The 18,540-nt window shown below is 62.6% G+C and carries 14 protein-coding genes and 1 tRNA gene; 5 read left to right on the top strand and 10 right to left on the bottom strand.

Annotated features, from left to right (window positions below; genetic code table 11):
• Positions 1–534, bottom strand: a 534-nt coding sequence (locus SO180_RS15885; RefSeq protein ID WP_449379778.1) for a hypothetical protein, incomplete at its 3' end; no start/stop codon positions are given.
• 1,200 nt (positions 535–1,734) lie between these two features.
• Positions 1,735–1,824, bottom strand: a tRNA-Ser gene (locus SO180_RS15880).
• 200 nt (positions 1,825–2,024) lie between these two features.
• Here SO180_RS15880 and SO180_RS15875 point away from each other — a divergent pair.
• Positions 2,025–2,363 carry a hypothetical protein gene (locus SO180_RS15875; protein ID WP_449379777.1) on the top strand — a complete coding sequence of 113 codons (339 nt, stop codon included), beginning with the start codon at positions 2,025–2,027 and terminating at the stop codon, positions 2,361–2,363.
• Positions 2,364–2,440: 77 nt separating this feature from the next.
• On the opposite strand, the gene SO180_RS15870 is transcribed toward SO180_RS15875, so the two are convergent.
• From SO180_RS15870 to SO180_RS15860, 3 genes are all read right to left on the bottom strand, one after another.
• Positions 2,441–3,904, bottom strand: a complete 1,464-nt coding sequence (locus tag SO180_RS15870; protein WP_449379776.1) for a trehalose-6-phosphate synthase — start codon at positions 3,902–3,904, stop codon at positions 2,441–2,443.
• A 240-nt stretch (positions 3,905–4,144) separates the two neighbouring features.
• The gene (gene otsB / locus SO180_RS15865) at positions 4,145–4,954 is read right to left on the bottom strand and encodes a trehalose-phosphatase (protein WP_449379775.1); all 810 of its coding nucleotides are present in this window, start codon (positions 4,952–4,954) and stop codon (positions 4,145–4,147) included.
• Positions 4,955–4,957: 3 nt separating this feature from the next.
• The gene (locus SO180_RS15860; protein ID WP_449379774.1) at positions 4,958–6,433 is read right to left on the bottom strand and encodes an MFS transporter; all 1,476 of its coding nucleotides are present in this window, start codon (positions 6,431–6,433) and stop codon (positions 4,958–4,960) included.
• A 128-nt stretch (positions 6,434–6,561) separates the two neighbouring features.
• On the opposite strand from SO180_RS15860, the gene SO180_RS15855 reads away from it, so the two are divergent.
• The gene (locus SO180_RS15855; RefSeq protein ID WP_449379773.1) at positions 6,562–6,966 is read left to right on the top strand and encodes a DUF3175 domain-containing protein; all 405 of its coding nucleotides are present in this window, start codon (positions 6,562–6,564) and stop codon (positions 6,964–6,966) included.
• A 99-nt stretch (positions 6,967–7,065) separates the two neighbouring features.
• Here SO180_RS15855 and SO180_RS15850 read toward each other — a convergent pair whose 3' ends face one another.
• Complete coding sequence (locus SO180_RS15850) at positions 7,066–9,105, bottom strand: methyl-accepting chemotaxis protein (RefSeq protein WP_449379772.1); 2,040 nt, start codon at positions 9,103–9,105, stop codon at positions 7,066–7,068.
• Between the two features lie 261 nt (positions 9,106–9,366).
• Between SO180_RS15850 and SO180_RS15845 the strand changes: the two genes are divergently transcribed.
• A complete protein-coding gene (locus SO180_RS15845) occupies positions 9,367–10,533 on the top strand; it encodes an FIST N-terminal domain-containing protein (protein WP_449379771.1) in 1,167 nt (388 codons plus the stop codon).
• On the top strand, positions 10,530–11,888 hold the full coding sequence (locus SO180_RS15840) for a hybrid sensor histidine kinase/response regulator (protein WP_449379770.1): 1,359 nt from the start codon (positions 10,530–10,532) through the stop codon (positions 11,886–11,888). The genes SO180_RS15845 and SO180_RS15840 overlap by 4 nt, the downstream gene beginning before the upstream one ends.
• Before the next feature lie 384 nt (positions 11,889–12,272).
• On the opposite strand, the gene SO180_RS15835 is transcribed toward SO180_RS15840, so the two are convergent.
• From SO180_RS15835 to SO180_RS15820, 4 genes are all read right to left on the bottom strand, one after another.
• Complete coding sequence (locus SO180_RS15835) at positions 12,273–12,959, bottom strand: response regulator (protein ID WP_449379769.1); 687 nt, start codon at positions 12,957–12,959, stop codon at positions 12,273–12,275.
• Positions 12,960–13,062: 103 nt separating this feature from the next.
• Entirely contained in the window at positions 13,063–13,749 is a 687-nt protein-coding gene (locus SO180_RS15830) for a response regulator (protein WP_254102012.1), read from the bottom strand.
• A gap of 168 nt (positions 13,750–13,917) precedes the next feature.
• Positions 13,918–15,120 (bottom strand): c-type cytochrome, encoded by a 1,203-nt coding sequence (locus SO180_RS15825; RefSeq protein WP_449379768.1) that lies wholly within the window; start codon positions 15,118–15,120, stop codon positions 13,918–13,920.
• A gap of 126 nt (positions 15,121–15,246) precedes the next feature.
• Entirely contained in the window at positions 15,247–16,962 is a 1,716-nt protein-coding gene (locus SO180_RS15820) for a PQQ-dependent methanol/ethanol family dehydrogenase (protein WP_449379767.1), read from the bottom strand.
• A gap of 1,086 nt (positions 16,963–18,048) precedes the next feature.
• Between SO180_RS15820 and SO180_RS15815 the strand changes: the two genes are divergently transcribed.
• A complete protein-coding gene (locus SO180_RS15815) occupies positions 18,049–18,534 on the top strand; it encodes a (2Fe-2S)-binding protein (protein WP_449379766.1) in 486 nt (161 codons plus the stop codon).
• Positions 18,535–18,540: the final 6 nt, after the last annotated feature.

Below are 18,540 nucleotides of genomic sequence, written 5' to 3'. Positions count from 1 at the left end.
AGATTGAATCGTTGGCGTGCTAGGCTGACTCTGACCGGCGGGTTCAGGGACGGCAGCAATTTCGTCGCGGCTCGGCGCATCCTTTGCGGTCGGCGGCAAAGCCTGAGCATCGGCGGTAGATTGAATCGTTGGCGTGCTAGGCTGACTCTGACCGGCGGGTTCAGGGACGGCAGCAATTTCGTCGCGGCTCGGCGCGTCCTTTGCGGTCGGCGGCAAAGCCTCAGCATCGGCGGTAGATTGAATCGTTGATATCGACCGGTCGGTGCCAGGCTGAAGCGCCGATTTGTCGACCAGCGAAGCTGTGGCTTCCGCAATGGAAGCCGTGACGTCCGCAAAGAGCGTCACTGGATTCTCCACCGATAGAATCGCGACACCGATCGCTGTCGCCGTTGCAACCAAAATACACGCCTTAAGAACTCGCGACGAGATAACAGCTGCTCTGTCCCACGCTTTCCCGATACCCTGCTGCTCTGGTTCATCGGCGAGAAAGAGAGGTAAAGAATAGTCCGGATCAAAACTGTCTTTGGTCGGCATTGGGCGATGTCCCCTCAATGTACTTGTCGATTACTACCCTGCTATCGAGGTGCAAAAAGCGGAGAAATCTTGATTTCACTTGGGCTGGGGAACCGCACGAATTCGCCGGCCGGTACGCTCAGCAGCCTTTTGGGAACTCACCATGCTCGCCACTCTGAGACCTGACTCCGCACACTGACGCGGCCGCATTGCGCCAACAGGACACGAAATAACGGCTGAGATTCTCAGCGCCAATCACCGTTGCTTCACACAGCGCAAAATCGCAGAGCGTAGCAGCGGCTAGTGACGGGGACGGGATGCAAACAAATTGGAAGCCCATGCACTTAGACATGCACCAAGCGAAGCGTTGCGGAGCTCCGCTGGGCAATCAACACGCCTACAAGCATGGGCATTATTCCGCGGAGGCTATTGCTCGACGCCGGGAGATATCGAGATTGGTCCGCGTTGCGCGCGCTCTGGGGTAGTCAGTCTGTAGTGTTCTCGATGGGGCGGCCATTTGCCGCGCGACATCCACCACATGCCGAGGGGTTAAATTCCGAAGGTTCTTGCCTCTTCAATCAGACCAGCCAGATAGCGATGAACAACCTGCCTACCGTTGAAGGTGACTGATCGGGGCGGATCAAAATAATCGGAACAGCGGTCGTCCTTTACGCGGACCAACACCAAGAAACAACCTCCTCATTTGATGAGGAGACAAGAACATGACCGTGTTCATCCGTACCAACGCGAAGCTCTAGACCTTCCAATTTTTTCGGATCAAATGGTTCGCGGAACGTAAGAGTTGCTTGACCTGCTTTCATGCGGGTAGTCACGTCATCTATGCCGTGGTCCTCAGAGTTTCGTGCGTGGTGCGCATAGGAAAGCAGCGGGTCGTCCTTTCGTACCTTTTTTGCCCTCCCAAACCATCCTGAAGCCCTACCGTTGGCCTTGTTTCCCTGCTCAAGCTTTGAGTAAACAGCGTTTCCGTTTATGAGTAAGTCAGACCAAGCGCTCGCGACTTCGTCGAGAGGTTTTGTCGCGCTCAATGCGCCCCAAGGCATCTCGGGCCTTCTCCAGCCGAGCAAGGCTGTGACGGATTGCATTGGAATCAGCTATTGCCGCAAAACGTAAATTTCTTAAAGATTTTGGGGACCAATTTGGGGACGGGACGGATCAAGATTTTTGTTTTGTTCATTCTTACAAGAACTTAGCTAGATAAGCTGGCGGAGAGAGTGGGATTCGAACCCACGGTACGGTTTCCCGCACACACGCTTTCCAAGCGTGCGCCTTAAGCCACTCGGCCATCTCTCCGGAGCGCCCTCTCTTGAAGGCGCGCCGCTGATTTTGCAAGGGACTGCGGGTCGATCGGCTCAAAATTCCTTAAGCCATTGTATTTCAATGATAAAATATAGAGCTCCGAGGCCCGGGCGAGACCCGCCGGGGGTGAACCGGAGGCGGCTCTGGCGCGACGATTCACGGAAGCACGCATCCGACAGATGAGAGGGGACACCATGACCTGCTTTCGAGCCATCGCCGCCCTTGGCCTTGTATGCGCCGCCTCGGTGATCTCGGCCCCGGCGGCCGCGCAGATGTGCACGCGCCAGGGCGTCGATGTCACCTGCGATGACGGCCGGCGCGGGGTGCTGGCGGGCGATGCCATCATCTGGCCGGACGGCACGCGCTCGAGTGCGTCGCCGCATCCGAGCGTCATCATCGGCAACAAATCATCGGTCCATGTCGGCCAGGGCGTGTTCGTCGGCCAGGGCAACGGCATGGTGCCGATGGACGACCCCAACGCGCCCAACAAACGGCGCTGCGCGGTGCTCGACGGCGTCTCGTACTGCTATTGAGGAGTCTGACCACCCTCCCGCAAGGGGGAGGGTGATCGAGATCGCGGCACCAATTTCAAGGCCGCTTGAGGCGTGAGCTACATCAACCTCACACCCGAGATCGCCGACTTCAGCCAGCGCAGCGCCTGCGGGGATTGGGTGGCCAGTGGCGCCACGGTGGACTTCTCCGTCCGGCTCTTCTCCAGCACCGCGACGAAGTCGGCGGACCATTGCTGGATGGTATGCCCGCGCAACTTCTTCATCATTGCCGCCCAGCGCATCTTGCGCTCGGTGAGCGGCATCGAGGCTGCCATCGAGATCGCGCGCGCCATGCCATCGATGTCGTGCGGGTTGACCAGCAGTGCCGTGTCGAGCTCGTTGGCGGCGCCCGCGAATTTCGACAGCACGAGCACACCGGGATCGGCCGGGTTTTGCGCGGCAACATATTCCTTGGCAACCAGGTTCATGCCGTCATGCAGCGGCGTCACCACGCCGACCTGCGCGGTGCGATAGAGGCCCGCGAGCACCGCCTGGCTAAACCCCTTGTTGAGATAGCGGATCGGCGTCCAGTCGACCTCGCCATGGCGGCCGTTGACGTCGGTGACCAGACGCGCGACCTCGTTCTGGAGATTGCCGTAGGCCTCGATGCCGCCGCGCGAGGGGTTTGCGATCTGAAGCAGCGAGATGCTGCGCGAGAACTGCGGCTGCTCGGTCCACAGGCGATCGAACGCGCTGATGCGATTGACGAGGCCTTTGGAATAGTCGAGCCGGTCGACGCCGATCGCGAGCTTCTCGCCGTTGAGGCTGCGCCGCAGCCGCGATACGTCGGGATGCGAGATCGACTTGGCGGCATACTGCGCGAATTTTTCCGCATCGATGCCGATCGGAAACACCTGGCATCGCGTGCGGCCATGCTTGGAGGTGACGGTGCCGTCCTCGATCGTCAATCCGAGTTCCTGACCGACATAGCCGAGAAAATTCCGGCAATCCTCCGCGGTCTGGAAGCCGATGAGATCATAGCCGAGCATCGCCTCGATCAGATCGCGATGATGCGGCACGCCCTGGATCACCGCCGGCACCGGCCAGGGCGTGTGCAGGAAGAAGCCGATCGGATCCTCGACGCCGAGATCGCGCAGCTCCGCACCGAGCGCGAGGAAATGATAATCCTGCACCCAGAAAGCGGTGCTCTCTTTCCGGAAACGCAGCAGCGCGCGCGCCATGAAGGCGTTGACCTCGCGATAGCTGAGATAGTCACCTTGCGAGACGCGAATGAGATCGCTGCGCGAATGCAGCGCCGGCCACAACGCCGAATTGGCAAAACCCTCGTAATAGCCGCCGTAATGCGCCGCCGGCAGATCCAGCGTCGCCAGCGCACCGGTACCCAGCGCCTCGATCTCGGCGAAGGGTTCCTTCTGATGACCATCGCGCACCCGGCCCGAGGAACCCACCCAGATCGCTCCGGAATGTTCCACAACGGGAAGAAGGGCGGCAGCGAGACCGCCCGTCATGGGTTCGTTGGCTTTGCCGCGCGCGACGCGATTTGACACGACGACGAGATTCACAGGGTCGTCCCCTCCTGTTATTCCGCCTCGTTTAACTGGCGTTCATCAATATGGTTCCTGTTCATGGTTTCAACCAATTGAAACCAAAATCAGGCGCGCGCGCCGGAACTGTATTTTGTCCTCCGAAACGGAAAATCCGACGCAAAGACAGTTTTCTGCGTCCCCTTTGCGCAGCAAGAATCGCGTTTGCGCAACGCGGTTCCGAGACCTTTATGGCTCTCGCGTGGCGCTGCCTTGCTTTTACCTTGTCTCGCCGTCGAGCAGATGGGCGAGGAACTCGCGCACATCACTGGGTGAGTCGAAGTGACCATTCACGCCACGCGCGCGACGTCCCACCGAAAATGCGAGCCCGTTCATGTCGGGCATGATCGCGAACACGGTTTCATCGGTGACATCGTCGCCGATGAACAGCGGTCGGCGGCCCCTGAACGGCTCGTGCGTCATCAATTCGCGCACGCCGCTCGCCTTGGTGAAGCCGGAATGCTTGATCTCGCAAACGAACTTGCCGGGCAGCACCTCGATCGGCGCGTTCGGCAGGTCGGCGCGGATCAGCGATACCGCAGCATAGATCGCCTTTTCCGCATGCGGGGCGAGACGGTAATGCAGCGCGAGCGAGTAGCCCTTGTCCTCGAGCAGGATGCCGGGTGACAGCTTTGCGATGGCGGCCAGACGCCGCTTCAACTCCTTGTCCATCGGCGGCGCATGGCTTGCCACCGCCTCGCTGTCCGGCTCCAGCCGCATTTCGGCGCCGTGACCGCCGACGGCCGGAAATTGATCCGGCGCGAAAATCAGATCGATGTCGTTGAGCGAGCGTCCGCTGACAAGCGCGAGAGCACCGGAGGTACGCTCGACCAGGCGGTTGAGCGTGTTCGAGAGGCCCGGCGGCACCCAGACCTCGCGCGGCGTCGGCATCAGTTCGAGCAGCGTGCCGTCGATGTCGAGCAGGATAGCCGTCTCGCTGAGATGCGGCACCAGGGCCTGTGGCACCGGCACCGAGTCCGGCGTCTCGTCATCTTCCATGGTTCGTATGTCCATCACTTCCGAATTCATAACCTACTCCATAAAGGCAAGCGGCCGCGCGATTTGTTCGAGCGATTTGCGTTCCGCTGCGACGGCATAGCGCCATGCCACGATCGCGGCCGCGATCATCAGCGCCGATCCCAAGAGATAACCTGCGAATACGCTGGTGCGGGACCCTGTGTCGATCAGCGCACCAAACAGCGCGGGACCCACGACCCCGCCAATGCCGGTGCCGATCGCATAGAACACCGCGATCGCGAGCGCGCGCACCTCCAGCGGAAAGGTTTCGCTGACGGTGAGATAGGCCGCGCTCGCCGCGGGCGAGGCAAAGAAGAAGATCACCATCCAGGCGATGGTCTGTCCCTGCGCGCTGAGCGCGCCGATCGCGAACAGATAGCCCGAGATCGCAAGCAGGAGGCCCGATACGCCATAGGTCAGCACGATCATGGTACGGCGGCCAAGCGTATCGAAGAAGCGGCCGAGCAGCAGCGGGCCGAGAAAATTGCCGGCGGCGAAGGGAAGGATGTACCAGCCGACGCCATCGGCGCTGATGCCGTAGAAATCGGTCAGCACCAGCGCGAAGGTGAAGAAGATCGCGTTGTAGAAGAAGGCCTGTGCGCTCATCAGCACCAATCCCACCAGCGCGCGCTGACGATAGGTCCTGAACAGCGTGTGCACCACCTCGCCGAGCGGCGTGTGGTCGCGCATTTTGATGCGGACCTTGGCGAGGGCGGTGTCGCCCTGCTGATGTCCGATCACCGACCGCTCGATGTCATCGACGATCGCGTGAGCTTCGTCCGGCCGACCGTGGATCATCAGCCAGCGCGGGCTCTCCGGAATCCACATCCGCATGAACAGCACGACCAGACCGATCGTCGCGCCGATGAGATACGCAAGGCGCCAGCCGAGATCGGGACCGACCACGGCGGGATCGAGCAGGATGATCGCGCTCACCGCTCCCATGGCGGCGCCGATCCAGAAGCTGCCGTTGATGACGAGATCGGTCCAGCCGCGGTAACGCGCCGGCACCAATTCCTGGATGGTCGAGTTGATCGCGGTGTATTCGCCGCCAATGCCGGCGCCGGTAAGGAAACGAAACAGCGCGTAGCTCGCGACACTCCACGACAGCGCGGTTGCGGCGGTCGCGGACAGATACACGGCCAGCGTGATGAAGAACAGCTTCTTGCGCCCGATGCGATCGGTCAGCCAGCCAAAGCCGAGTGCCCCCAGCACCGCGCCGGCAAGATAGGCGGAGTTGGCGATGCCTAGATCGAGATTGGAGAAGTTCAGCGTCGTGCTTTGCTTCAAGGCGCCGGAAAGCGCGCCGGCCAGCGTCACCTCCAGCCCGTCGAGAATCCAGGTGATGCCGAGCGCGAGCACGACACGGGTATGAAAGCCGCTCCAGGGCAGCGCGTCGAGGCGCGAGGGAATGCTAGTCTCGACGACGCGATCATGCGCCGCCGCCGAGACAGAATCAAAGTTCAGCGCTGGGGTTTGCTGCAAGTCCATCGCGCTATTGCTGGAGGTGCGGCGTGATTCAATCCGCGACTATCGACAACGTTTGCGGCGAAGTCAGGTTCCCACAGGAACCGCCTCGCGACGCGGCCGTTTTCAGAGGAGCTGCAAGGAGTTAACGCATGGCTCAAGTCAGAAAGTCGACACATTCGCGCAAAACTGCAAAGCGCAAGGCGGCGCATCGAACATCAAGCCGCACGCGGCGACATCCCGCCTCGCGCAAGACATCTAAAACGACGACATCGAAACGTGCAGCGCCGAAGCGCTGGTCGCAACGGGTGACGAAGGAGAGCGACGCGCTCGACCTCAAGCACGGCGTGTTCAAGCAGACGAGCCCGCAGAAGATCGCAGCGTCCCTGAAGCGCTCGGCCGAGCACTCCCGGCGCCGTAAAAGCGGCGCCTATCGTTCGGCGCTGTCGATGCTGACCTTCTACATCAACCGCGCCGGCAAAACCCTGCCGAAGACCCAGCGCACGCGGCTTGAGCGCGCCAAGGTGGAGCTGAAGCGGGCGTTCGGGAGGGAGTGAAGGCTGCGCAAAATAAATTTGGACAGCGACACATGGTCCGCTCGTCATCCCGGCCTTCGCCGGGATGACACCAGAAGGCGTGGCGACGGAAGGGCAGCCTTACGCCGCCCTGATATTCGCCATGAAGCGGTCGAGCTCGGCGCGCAGGCGGGTGCTTTCGCTGGAGAGGGTTTTGGCCGAGTTCAGCACCTCTTCCGAGGCCGAGCCGGTTTCGGCGGCGCCGCGGTTGACCTGGCCGATATCGGTGGCCGCGGTCTGCGTGCCCTGCGCGACATTCTGGACACTGCGAGCGATCTCCTGCGTCGCGGCGCCCTGCTGTTCCACGGCGGTGGCAATCGAAGTCGCAATCGTCGAGATCTGGCCGATGGTGGCGCCGATCTCCTTGATTGCCGCAACCGACTCGGCGGTCGCGCCCTGCATGCCCGTAATGTGCGAGGAGATCTCGTCGGTCGCCTTCGCGGTTTGGCTCGCCAGCGACTTCACCTCGCTGGCGACCACCGCAAAGCCGCGGCCGGCTTCGCCGGCGCGAGCCGCCTCGATCGTGGCGTTCAAGGCCAAAAGATTGGTCTGTTCGGCGATCGCGGTGATCAACTTCACCACCTCGCCGATCTGCTGTGCCGCATGCGACAGTTTGCCGATGCGGCCGTCGGTCTCCCTGGCCTGGACGACGGCAGCCTCCGCGATGCGGCTGGAATCGCGGACCTGACGGCCGATCTCCTCGACCGAGGCCGAGAGCTCTTCGGTCGCGGTAGCGACCGACTGCATGTTGGAGGAGGCCTGCTCGGAGACCCCTGCGACCTGGCTCGAGAGGGTCTGCGTGGTCTCGGCGGTCCGCGTGAGCGTGGACGCTGCGGATTCGAGCTGCACAGCTGAAGCCGAGACGTTCGAAACGATGGCGCCGACCGCGGTCTCGAAATCATCGGCAAAGCGGATCAGCTCATTGCGGCGCGCCGCGGCCGTCTCCTTGTTCTGGGCTTCGTTGGCCGCCGCGTCGCGCTCGGCCTTCGCGACAGCCTGCATCTTGAACTCTTCGACCGCGCCAGCCATCTCGCCGATCTCATCGTTGCGGCCAAGGCCCGGCAGCACGACCTCGAAATTGCCCGAGGCGAGTTCGCGCATTGCCTTGCACATCGCGATCATCGGCCGCGAGATGCCGGTGCCGAGCAGGAAGGCCAAGATGGCGCCGAGCAGCGTGCCACCGGCAGCCAGCATCAGGATCAGATGTTCCGTCTGGTCGATGCTGGTCTCGGATTCCGTTTCCAGCCGCCGCTGCTCGGACACCAGATCGGCCTTCATCGCGGTTGCGCCCTGCATGATGGCGCCGGCCGAGCCGCTCATCTCGGTGACGAGGTCGTCGATCATCTTGGCATTGGCGACGAGCTTCTCCAGAGCCTCGCGATAGGCCGCAAGCAGACCCTTGGCGTCCTTCAGGCCGGCGACGATCTTGTCATCCATCGAATAGACCGCGTTGAGCGAATTCTCGACGAATTTCAGCCGCGCCAGCGCGTTTGCGGCAAGCGCCTGGTCTGAATTGAGGACGAAGTTGGTCGCCGCCGCGCTCGCGGTCTGAAATTGGGCATTGACCTGCTTGGTGCCGAATTCGATCGCCTGCGCCTCGGCGTCCGAGGCGTTGTTGCCGATGTCGTCGAGCTTGTACTTCAAAAGGTTGGCGTTGCGCTGAAGCTGGTTCTCGACCAGGAGCGCGCTGTCACGCTTGGATTGCAGGATCTTGGCAAAGGTTGCGGAGAAGTTCGAAAACTCCCTGGCGAGCTTGTTGAGGCTTTCCAGCCGCGCCTGCTTCTTGGCACCCTTGATGGCATGGTCGATGGCGTTCTTCAGGCCCGCTTCGGCCTCCAGCGCCACCTTGGCATCATCTTCCTTGCCGGTGACGACGAAGTAGCGGGCGGCCGAACGATAGGCGAGCAACTCGCGATCGATGTTGCGGGCGAGATCAGCCTCGGAGACGCTGGTGCGGTAGGAGCCGACGCCAGCCGAGACCCGCTCAAAACCAAAATAGGCGAAGGCCATGCTGACGGCCAATATGACGAGCACGGCGGCAAAGCCGAGGATGATCTTGGCGCGGAACCTCAGGGTCGGAAAAAATGTGCGCTTCGACTTCGACGCGGTACGCCCGACCATTCCAACCCCCAATTTATGTTCTTGCAGCATTCATGCGGCCCGGAAGCAGCCCCTCCCGAACCGGTGCGGAAAATTAAGGCAGAAACGTCAAGGGGCGGTAAATTCGTCCGGCCTGCATGCTGTGTCGAGCATCTTCCTGTCCAAGGCGTTCGGGGCGCCGTGTTGCGGCTAACCGGAAAGCGCCTTACTCTTGGGGCACTTGTCGGGCACTTATCAGGCTCTTGGCGTCAGACCGAGCCGGTCCTCGAGGGGAGAAACGGAGTGGGGCAAACCGACTTTCGGTTTGGCGGTGCGTCTGGCGTTGCCGTTGCCAAATCGAAGGCTGCGAGCGTCGATGAAGCCGTGGCCGAGCTCGCGGCCCAGCTCCCAGCCGACGAGCTGGCGCTGATCCTGGTCTTCCTCTCCCCCGCTTACGATCCTCATCACTTCATTGCCGAGATCACCCGGCACTTCGATGACACCCAGGTCTGCGGTTGCACGACCGCGGGCGAGCTCGCCCCGGACGGCTGGGACGAGAACAGTGTCGTGGCGCTGGCGTTCAGCCGCGCCGACTTCTCGGCCGCAATCCGGCCCATTCTCAATCTCGACAGCTTCCGCGTCGAGGACGGCCGCAGGATCGGCGGCGAGCTCCGGCACGAGCTGCTGCGGGCTACCCCGCAGGTCGACCGCGGCAGTCCGTTTGGCCTCGTATTGATCGACGGCCTGTGCCGACGCGAGGAAGCGGTGATGTCCGCCATCTATGCTTCGCTCGACGACATTCCAGTCGTCGGGGGATCGGCGGGCGACGGGATGCGCTTCGAGAAGACCTGGGTGTTCTTCGAAGGCAAGGCCCACACCAATGCCGCCCTCCTGATCCTCCTGAACACGTCGCTGCCGTTCCGGGTCTTCAAATGCGACAATTTCGAGCCACAGCCGCAGAAGATGGTGGTCACCGAGGCCGACATCGAAAATCGGACGGTCAGGGAGCTGAATGCGGAGCCTGCGGCGAAGGAATATTCGCGCATGGTCGGGATCATGGACGCCAAGCTCGACCCGTTCTCCTTCGCGTCCCACCCCGTTCTGGTACGCGTCGGCGGCTCCTATTATGCGCGGTCGATCCAGCGCGTCGAGCCGGACGGCTCCTTGCATTTCTTCTGCGCCATCGACGAGGGCATGGTGCTGACCGCTGCGACGTCGCGAAGCCTGGTCGGCTCGACGCGCGAGACTTTTGCCGAAATTCGCGATGAGATCGGCGACGTGTCGCTCTTCATCGGCTTCGAATGCCTGTTGCGCCGGCTGGACGCCGAGCAGCATCAGCTCGCCCGCGACATGTCCGAGCTGTACCGGCAGAACCGCGTCGTCGGCTTTCACACCTATGGCGAACAGTTCGGCTCGATGCATGTCAACCAGACCTTCACGGGCGTCGCGATTGGAAGGCGCCCCTCGTGACGGAGGCGTGTCAGGATCCTCAAGCCGTCGAGCAGCTTCAGCGGGAAGCCGCGAAGCTGAGGAAGATCAATGCGGCGCTGATGTCCCGCGTCGAGCGCTCGATGGACCAGCAGCTCAACGCGTTCTCGCTGTTCGAGACGGCCATCGCGCTGGACCATCAGGTTCGCGACCGGACGCATCAATTGCGCGAGGCGCTCCATTCGATCGAACGCGCCAATGAGGGACTGTATCGCGCCAAGCAGCAGGCCGAGGCCGCGAGCTCGCTGAAATCCTCGGTTCTGATCTCGGTCACCCACGACCTGTTGCAGCCGTTGAACGCGGCGCGCCTGACGCTGTCGGCGCTGACCGAGATGATGGAATCGCAGGAGGCGGGCCTGCTCATCGATCAGGTCGACCGCTCGCTGGTGACGCTGGAGGACCTGCTGCGATCGCTGCTGGAGATCGCAAAGCTAGATGCCGGCGCGCTCAGGCCCGACGTCCGCCCGATCGCGCTGGCCCCCCTGTTCGAGCAGCTTCGCAACGAATTCGAGCCGATCGCCGCGCGGCAGGGTCTTTCCTTGCGCATCCGCACCTCACCGCTTGCGGTGACGTCGGATGCGATGATGCTGCGGCGGATCCTGCAAAACCTGCTTGCCAACGCCATTCGCTATACCCGCAGCGGCGGCGTCGTCATGGGATGCCGGCCGAGGGGCGAGCGCATCTGCGTCCAGGTCTCCGACACCGGGCCGGGCATTGCACAGGCGCAGCAGGAAGCGATCTTCCGCGAATTCCAGCGCGGCGAGGCCAGCGCGACCGACCAGGCCGGTTTCGGGCTCGGCCTCTCCATCGTCCGCCGCTTCGCCACCGTGCTCGGACACGAGGTGCGGCTGTCATCGCAGGTCGGTCGGGGATCGACCTTCGCCCTGGAGCTGGAGCCTGCCGACCTCACGGAAGTCAGCGACGAGGTGCACGAGGTCAAGCTGGCCGAGCGGCACTATGGCGGGCTCGAAGGCGCCAAGATCCTCCTGATCGAGAACGATCCGAATGGCTCCGAGGCCATGGCCGCGCTGCTGGAAGGCTGGGGCTGCGACGTCGCGACGACGCGATCGGCCGTGGACGCACTGCTTCGCCTCAGCGAGCTCGGTGGCGCCCCCGATGCCGTGATCGCCGATCTCCATCTCGATCACGGCGAGAGCGGCCTGTCGGCCGTCGCAGAGATAAGAGAGCATTTGAAGCTGGACGTGCCGGCAATGATCATCACGGCCGACTATTCCGAAAAGGCCGCGAAGGAGGCGAGCCTGCACGGGCTCGAGGTGCTGAAGAAGCCGATCAAGCCCGCCGAGATGCGGGCACTGCTGTCGTTCCTGCTGACTTGAGGAGCGATCGGATCGGAGCGATCGACCGGGTCGCTGCAAAAACCCGCAAAACAACCCCATGCAAAGTAGAAACGGCTGGCGGTGACGGCCTACGCTTTATCCGAAAACCACTTGACACGTCGGGCAAATCACTGACAAAAGGGTATTGTGGCGAAGAGCGGCAGGGCCATCGCGTATGACGATGGTTGGCTGTGAACGTGTTCGGCCTCATGGTTCGAGACGCGCCGCAAGCGGCGCTCCTCACCATGAGGGTCTAGAATTTCGCCGCGAAGCAAGACCTCATCCTGAGGAGCCCGCCAAAGGCGGGCGTCTCGAAGGATGGGCCGCAAAGACATCGTTCACCACGATCCTTCAGATGCAAAGGGCGAATCGCTCTTCGTCCAGCTACTCCGATTGCGCGCGATCGTGCTTCGCTCGCGCGCCTTCGCTCGCAAGCGTCGCGAAATCGATACGGGACATTTCGACGATCGCCTTGGTGCGGCTGAGCACGTTGAGCTTGCGCAGGATGTCGGAGACGTGGACTTTCACGGTGGTCTCCGAAATCTTCAGCTCATAGGCGATCTGCTTGTTCTGCAGGCCGCGCTTGAGCATTTCGAGCACGCGCAATTGCTGCGGCGTCAGATCGTGCAGGCGTTTGATGAGATCCTGCGCGGGGCCGGCGGCGCGCTGCGGACGGGTCGCACGATAGGCACCGGGAACGCAGACCGCGCCGCGCAGCACCTCGCCGATCGACTGCGCGAGATCCTGCTTGGACGAGGACTTGAGGATGTAGCCGGCGACGCCGAGCGACAATGCGCCGGAAATGATCTGCGGATCCTGATGCCCGGATACGATGACGACGGGAATTTTGGGAAACGCCTTGCGGATGCGGATGATGCCCGAAAGACCCGTCGTGCCCGGCATCGACAGGTCAAGGAGAATGAGATCGAGCCCCGCGGTCGCCGACAACAGCTCGAGCGCACCGTCGACCGACATGGCTTGAAGGATGTCCGCCTCGGGCGCCACCATCTGTAGCGCACCTTCGAGCGCCTCGCGAAACAGCGGATGATCTTCGACAATCAGAAATCGCATCGCGCGTGAGCCGTTTCCAAATTATTGCCGGGTGCAAAGTTGCATTGAGAATGCATCAGCTGGATCAAGCCGGGTTGATCCAGGTCAAGAACGAGAGCGCGCGTCATTGCGGCCGGCCGCGATCGAGGCGTGCATAGGGCCGGCCCTTGGGATCGGGCAGGTCCATCTTGCCGATCTCGATGATCGCCTTGTTGCGGCTGAACAGGCCAAGCTTGCGGAGGATCTCGGTGATGTGCGCCTTCACGGTGGATTCGGCGAGTTGAAGCTCCTGGGCGATCTGCCGGTTCGGATAGCCGCGGCGCAGGAGGTCGAGCACCCGAAGCTGCTGCGGCGTGAGCTCGCGCAGCTTGACCGCAAGCGCCTTGCTGGTGTCGGCGCGGCGCCGCTGCGGGGTTGCGACAAAATCCTTCGGCACCGACACCGATCCGCTCAGCACGCCTTCGATCGATTGCGCGAGCTCGCGCTTCGACGTCGACTTCGGCAGATAGCCGGCGGCGCCCAGCGCCAGCGCCTCGCGAACGACGTGCTGGTCCTCCTCGCTCGAAACGATGGCGACCGGCAGGCGCGGATAGGTCTCGCGCAAGCGGAGAAAGCCGGAGAAGCCGGTCGCATCCGGCAGCGAGAGATCGAGCAGCGCGAGGTCGATGCCCTGTTCGGCCGACAGGATATGCAGGGCGTCCTCGATCGACATCGCCTCGAAGATCCGCGCCTCCGGCAATGCCAGCCGTACCGCATTGCCGAGCGCCTCGCGAAACAGCGGATGATCGTCGATGATCAGGAAGCTGGTCATGGCGCGTTCCCAAGACTCCACCGCACGAGACTCCACCGCACGAGGCTCCATCGCACGGTCGTCCACCGCAGGAGCGGAAGCGGTACATCTATGCGGCATCCATCCGGCACCGGGATGATGCCGGATGGACGCTACCTCATTCTCCTGATCGCGTCCGGTCAAGAGAGTTCAGTCGTTCGATTCGGACTGGACCGTCAGCAGGAAGGAATAGATGTTGTCGAACTGGTCATCGGTGAAGACCTCTTTCCAGGCCGGCATGCCCTTGGCAGGCCGTCCTTCATGCACGGTCGTCCAGTATTTCTCGCGCATCTCGTCGCCGTAGCGGTGACGCAGCAGCCGCAGATCGATCTTCTTCTCGCTCTGGATCGCGTCGGGACCGTGACAATGCGCGCAGGTGCCGTTGAAGATCTCCTTGCCCGTGCCGACGGCCTCGGCGCCTGGCGCGGCCGCGTCACCCTTGGTCTCGGTCGCCACCACATTGGCAATCTCAGTCACTTGGGCAGTCACTTGGGCTCCGGGTCCAGTTCCCGTCGTTGTTCCCTCCGGCACCGCCTGGGCCCCGCCGAAGCGAACGGGCTGGCCCGTTGGCAAGCCGTATTTCACCGCAAGATCGGCGATCGTCTTCTGAAGCTGCGGCAGGATGGCATCGACGCGATCGCGCAGCTCCGTCGACGTCTTCGCAAAGCCGATGGCCGCATCCCATGACAGGCCTTCGCCCTCAGTGAGCTCGATCTGATAACGATCGCTGTAGGTGGTCTTGTTCAGCCAGCCGGCGACAGGCCCCCAGATGAAGGCGACGTCGGCCTTGCCCTGGTCGAGCGCCCGCATGCCTTCCTCGGGCGACAGCACGGTGACCTTCCGGATGTCGTCGCGGCTCGCGAGCAGGTTTTGCGGCGTGCTGGCGAACTGCACGGCGACGCGCTTGCCCTTGAGGCCCTCGACGCCGCCGATCGCCTGCCCCTTCGCCGCCACGAGAGCATAGCCCTCCTTTGCGAAGGTGTTGGAGAAGATCACCGCCGGTCCCATGAAGTCCTCGGAGCGCGGCAGGCCGATCATGGCGTCGCATTGCTTGCCGAGCAGCGTGACGCGCACGGTGCGCTTGCCGAAATAGGATTTGTACCAGTCATAGGCGATCGGTCGGCCGAGCGCCTGCGCCAGGGCCTGCCCGATCTCGACGTAGAAGCCTGGCTGCGACGGACTATCGCTGGAGAACGGAAGATTGGTCGGATCGGCGCAGAGCCGGAACGGCTGCGTCTCGTCCGCGCGAGCGGTTGCGGCCGGTGCGATCATCGCGGACGCGGCAGCCCATGCGACAAGCGCGGTGATGGCGTGATTTCGGCTCTTGCCACTTCCAAATTGATTCGGACGCATCCTCATCTCCCGCAGTTGGGAATTGTTGGACCACGCGTTGCGGCACGCGGGCTTGTCCGATGCCGCAATCACGCTCTGGAAAAGGCGCGCGCGTACCTCGTCACCTTGAGATACGCGCGCGAGTGGTCACTGGACGGAGAACACGAAGAGCGAACCGCCCTCGGGAGCTGCGGCCGTCATCTTCCCGCCGATGCCGCCCAGGAACGCAGGCATCGCAGCGGTGCGACCGACGACGATGGCCACGTATTGCTTACCGTCGACCTGGTAGGTCACGGGACCCGCGCCTATGCCGGAGCCGAGATTCTTGCTCCACAGCACCTTGCCGGACTTCGCATCGATGGCGCGGAAATCGCCATGGATGTTACCGGCAAACACCAGGCCGCCAGCCGTCGTCAGCGTGCCACCGTTGAACGGCAGATCTTCCTTGATCGACCAGACCTTCTTCTGCGCGACCGGATCCCAGGCCACGAGTTCGCCCATGAAGCCGCCGGGCCCTTCCTTGGGTGGGAACTCACCACCGAGATAGAACACGCCACGCTTGTAGGAAATGTCGCTCACCGACCAGTCCATGCAAACATTGTTGGACGGGATGTAGACGAGACCGGTCTGCGGATTGAACGACATCGGCTGCCAGTTCTTGCCACCGATCAGGTTTGGACAGACGTCCTTGATGGGATGGCCTGGTCCCGGACGCTTGTCGGGGTCTTCGACCGCACGCATGGTGGCGACGTCCCACTTCTGCGCCCAGTTCGAGAAGACATATTTCTCTGCCGAAAGAACCTTGCCGGTCTCGCGGTTGGCGACGAAGAAGAAGCCGTTGCGATCCGCCTTCATCAGCGCCGGAACGTTGCTGCCGCCGATATTGAGATCGGCGAGAACGGCTTCGTTGACGCCGTCGTAGTCCCAGGCATCGGCCGGCGTGGTCTGGATGTGCCACTTGATCTTGCCGGTGTTGGGATCGAGGGCGAGCGTGGACGCCGTATAGAGATTGGTCAGCTTGCCGAAATCGCCATTGCCCGTCGAGCGAACGGCCGAGTTCCACGGAGCGGGATTGCTGGTGCCCCAATAGACCGTGTCACTCTTGGGATCATAGGAGCCGACCAGCCAGGCCGCGCCGCCGCCATGCTGGGCGGAATCGCCCTTCCAGGTGTCGCCGCCGGGCTCATCCGGCGTAGGCACGGTATAGGTCTGCCACATCTGCTTGCCGGTGTTGATGTCGAAGGCGAGCAGCGCGCCGCGCACGCCGTATTCACCGCCGCCGAAGCCGGTGATGACCTTGTCGCGCACGACGAGCGGCGGCGAGGTGATGACCGAGCCCTGCTTGTAGTCGACCACCTTCGCGGTCCACAGCGACTTGCCGGTCGCGGCATCGATTGCCGTCAGCTTGCCGTCGAGGCGGCCGACGAAGATCTTGCCGTCGGCGTAGGTGACGCCGCGATTGTTCACGTCGCAGCAGGCGTATTGCAGCACGTCATCGGGAATGTCGGGCTCCCAGGTCCATTTGCGCTGCCCCGTCGCGGCATCGAGCGCGTAGACGTATTTCGGGCCCCAGGAGCTCGAGACGTAGAGCGTGTTGCCGATCACGATCGGCGAGGATTCGTTCGAGCGCAGCGACGCCAGCGAGAACGAATAGGCGAGCGACAGCTTGCCTGCGTTCTCGGTATTGATCTGATTGAGCGGGCTGAAGCGCGTGTTGCCGTAGTCGTGGCCGGCAACGGCCCACTGGTTCGCATCGGATTGCGCCTTGAGCACCGAGTCGTTGGCGCGAGTGACGGTCGTGCTGGCGGCCAGCATCGCAATCATCGAAATGCCAGCCAAAAAGCCCTTCGTTCCAAAGGTCATGTATTCCCTCCGCGGTGTTGGTGTGTACGCCATGTTGGGCGCCTGAGCGCGCCGCGCTCGTGATGCGCAGTTTGTCTGCGAGCCATCGTTGGAAATTACAGCATCGACTTTGCGCGCTTAGTATAGGCGGAAGGTAGTAGTGCAAATCATTGTCGGCTCGTGCCGCTCATCTCGTTGTCGAAGCACGCGTCCTGCGCTTGGTGTGAAGCTCGAAATGCACGATCGGATTTGCGGCAATATCGTGCCACGATCCGATCGTTTCCGTCCGACACGCGCGTCGATCATTCGCGTCAATCACGATGACGGCGCTACCACAGTTGCAAGGCTTCGAAGAAATTTGCGGCCAGCTTCCGCAGCCTCGAATCGATCAGCCGCGAGTCGAGCTGCGCAAGCTTGCCGCCGATCAGCGCTTCGGTTCTCGTCGTGCGGGGTGGTGACGTCGGGCGATGCTTCCTCGAGTCTGACTTTCGCGCCGCCCCTGGCGAAAGCTAGCGACGCCGCCGGCGCCTTCGCCGATGATCAGTCACCGTCACTCCGCGAGCTGTGATGCGCAATTGCGTATCTGAGAATCCATTCATCCGCGAACCCTGCGACCCGACGGACTCCGGCCTCCCGGGCCCTGGAACGACGGAATGGGCTGCAGTATCGGGACGCCCGCGATCGCCACACGCGCCTCAGGCGAGGTGGCCAGGGGCACCATCAACGAAATCAATGACTTAGCTGGATTGCGCCTACTACCAAGATCGCGATTGCAAAGCCGCGGGCGCGTGCTCCTATTCGAAACAACGAACAAGGCATCAGAGGGAGAAGCGACGCGCGACAAGGCTGAGGTCCGAGGGCAAACGGCGTCGCGCGGCGGCATGGAAAGCACGCCGCCGCAGGCGTGACGCAGATTTTTCCGGAAGCGTCTCACAGGTCGCGCCACGCGCGGGCGGCGGCGCGGAGCGTCATGATCGAATCGCGCGCCTGCGACCGTCGCCACGATGACCTTTCCATGACCCGCGGTCACCAAAATCCCAGTTGCAAAGTTCCGTTCGCGCTGTCTCTAATTAGAACAACGACAAAACACATACGGGAGGTACTCACGTGTCTACAGTCAAACTGACAGTGAACGGCAAGGCGGTCTCTGTCGATGTCGAGGACCGCACGCTGCTGGTCCATCTCCTGCGCGATCACCTCAACCTCACCGGCACCCATGTCGGCTGCGACACCAGCCAGTGCGGTGCCTGCGTCGTGCACATCGACGGCCGTGCGGTGAAATCCTGCACCATGCTGGCAGGCCAGGCCGATGGCGCGAACGTCACCACGATCGAAGGTCTCGCCAGGGGCGACGAGCTGCACCCGATGCAGGCGGCGTTCCGCGACAATCACGGTTTGCAGTGCGGCTACTGCACCCCGGGCATGATCATGTCGGCGGTCGATATCGTGAAACGTCACGGTGGCCAGCTCGATGAAGCCACCGTCCGCCACGAGCTCGAAGGCAATATCTGCCGCTGCACCGGTTACCACAACATCGTGAAGGCGGTGCTGGATGCGGCCGGCCGCATGAAGGTCGCGCAGGCCGCCGAGTAAGCGGCG

Source organism: Bradyrhizobium sp. UFLA05-112 (assembly GCF_053572325.1).
The sequence above is the reverse complement of the archived record's forward strand: the minus strand, read 5'-3'. Positions and strand labels throughout refer to the sequence as shown.

Coding starts and splice junctions, on each gene's coding strand:
- SO180_RS15830 (WP_254102012.1), bottom strand. CDS start 13,749: ATGACCAGCTTCCTGATCATCGACGATCATCCGCTGTTTCGCGAGGCG.
- SO180_RS15825 (WP_449379768.1), bottom strand. CDS start 15,120: ATGCGTCCGAATCAATTTGGAAGTGGCAAGAGCCGAAATCACGCCATC.
- otsB (WP_449379775.1), bottom strand. CDS start 4,954: ATGAATTCGGAAGTGATGGACATACGAACCATGGAAGATGACGAGACG.
- SO180_RS15860 (WP_449379774.1), bottom strand. CDS start 6,433: ATGGACTTGCAGCAAACCCCAGCGCTGAACTTTGATTCTGTCTCGGCG.
- SO180_RS15820 (WP_449379767.1), bottom strand. CDS start 16,962: ATGACCTTTGGAACGAAGGGCTTTTTGGCTGGCATTTCGATGATTGCG.
- SO180_RS15875 (WP_449379777.1), top strand. CDS start 2,025: ATGACCTGCTTTCGAGCCATCGCCGCCCTTGGCCTTGTATGCGCCGCC.
- SO180_RS15850 (WP_449379772.1), bottom strand. CDS start 9,105: ATGGTCGGGCGTACCGCGTCGAAGTCGAAGCGCACATTTTTTCCGACC.
- SO180_RS15835 (WP_449379769.1), bottom strand. CDS start 12,959: ATGCGATTTCTGATTGTCGAAGATCATCCGCTGTTTCGCGAGGCGCTC.
- SO180_RS15855 (WP_449379773.1), top strand. CDS start 6,562: ATGGCTCAAGTCAGAAAGTCGACACATTCGCGCAAAACTGCAAAGCGC.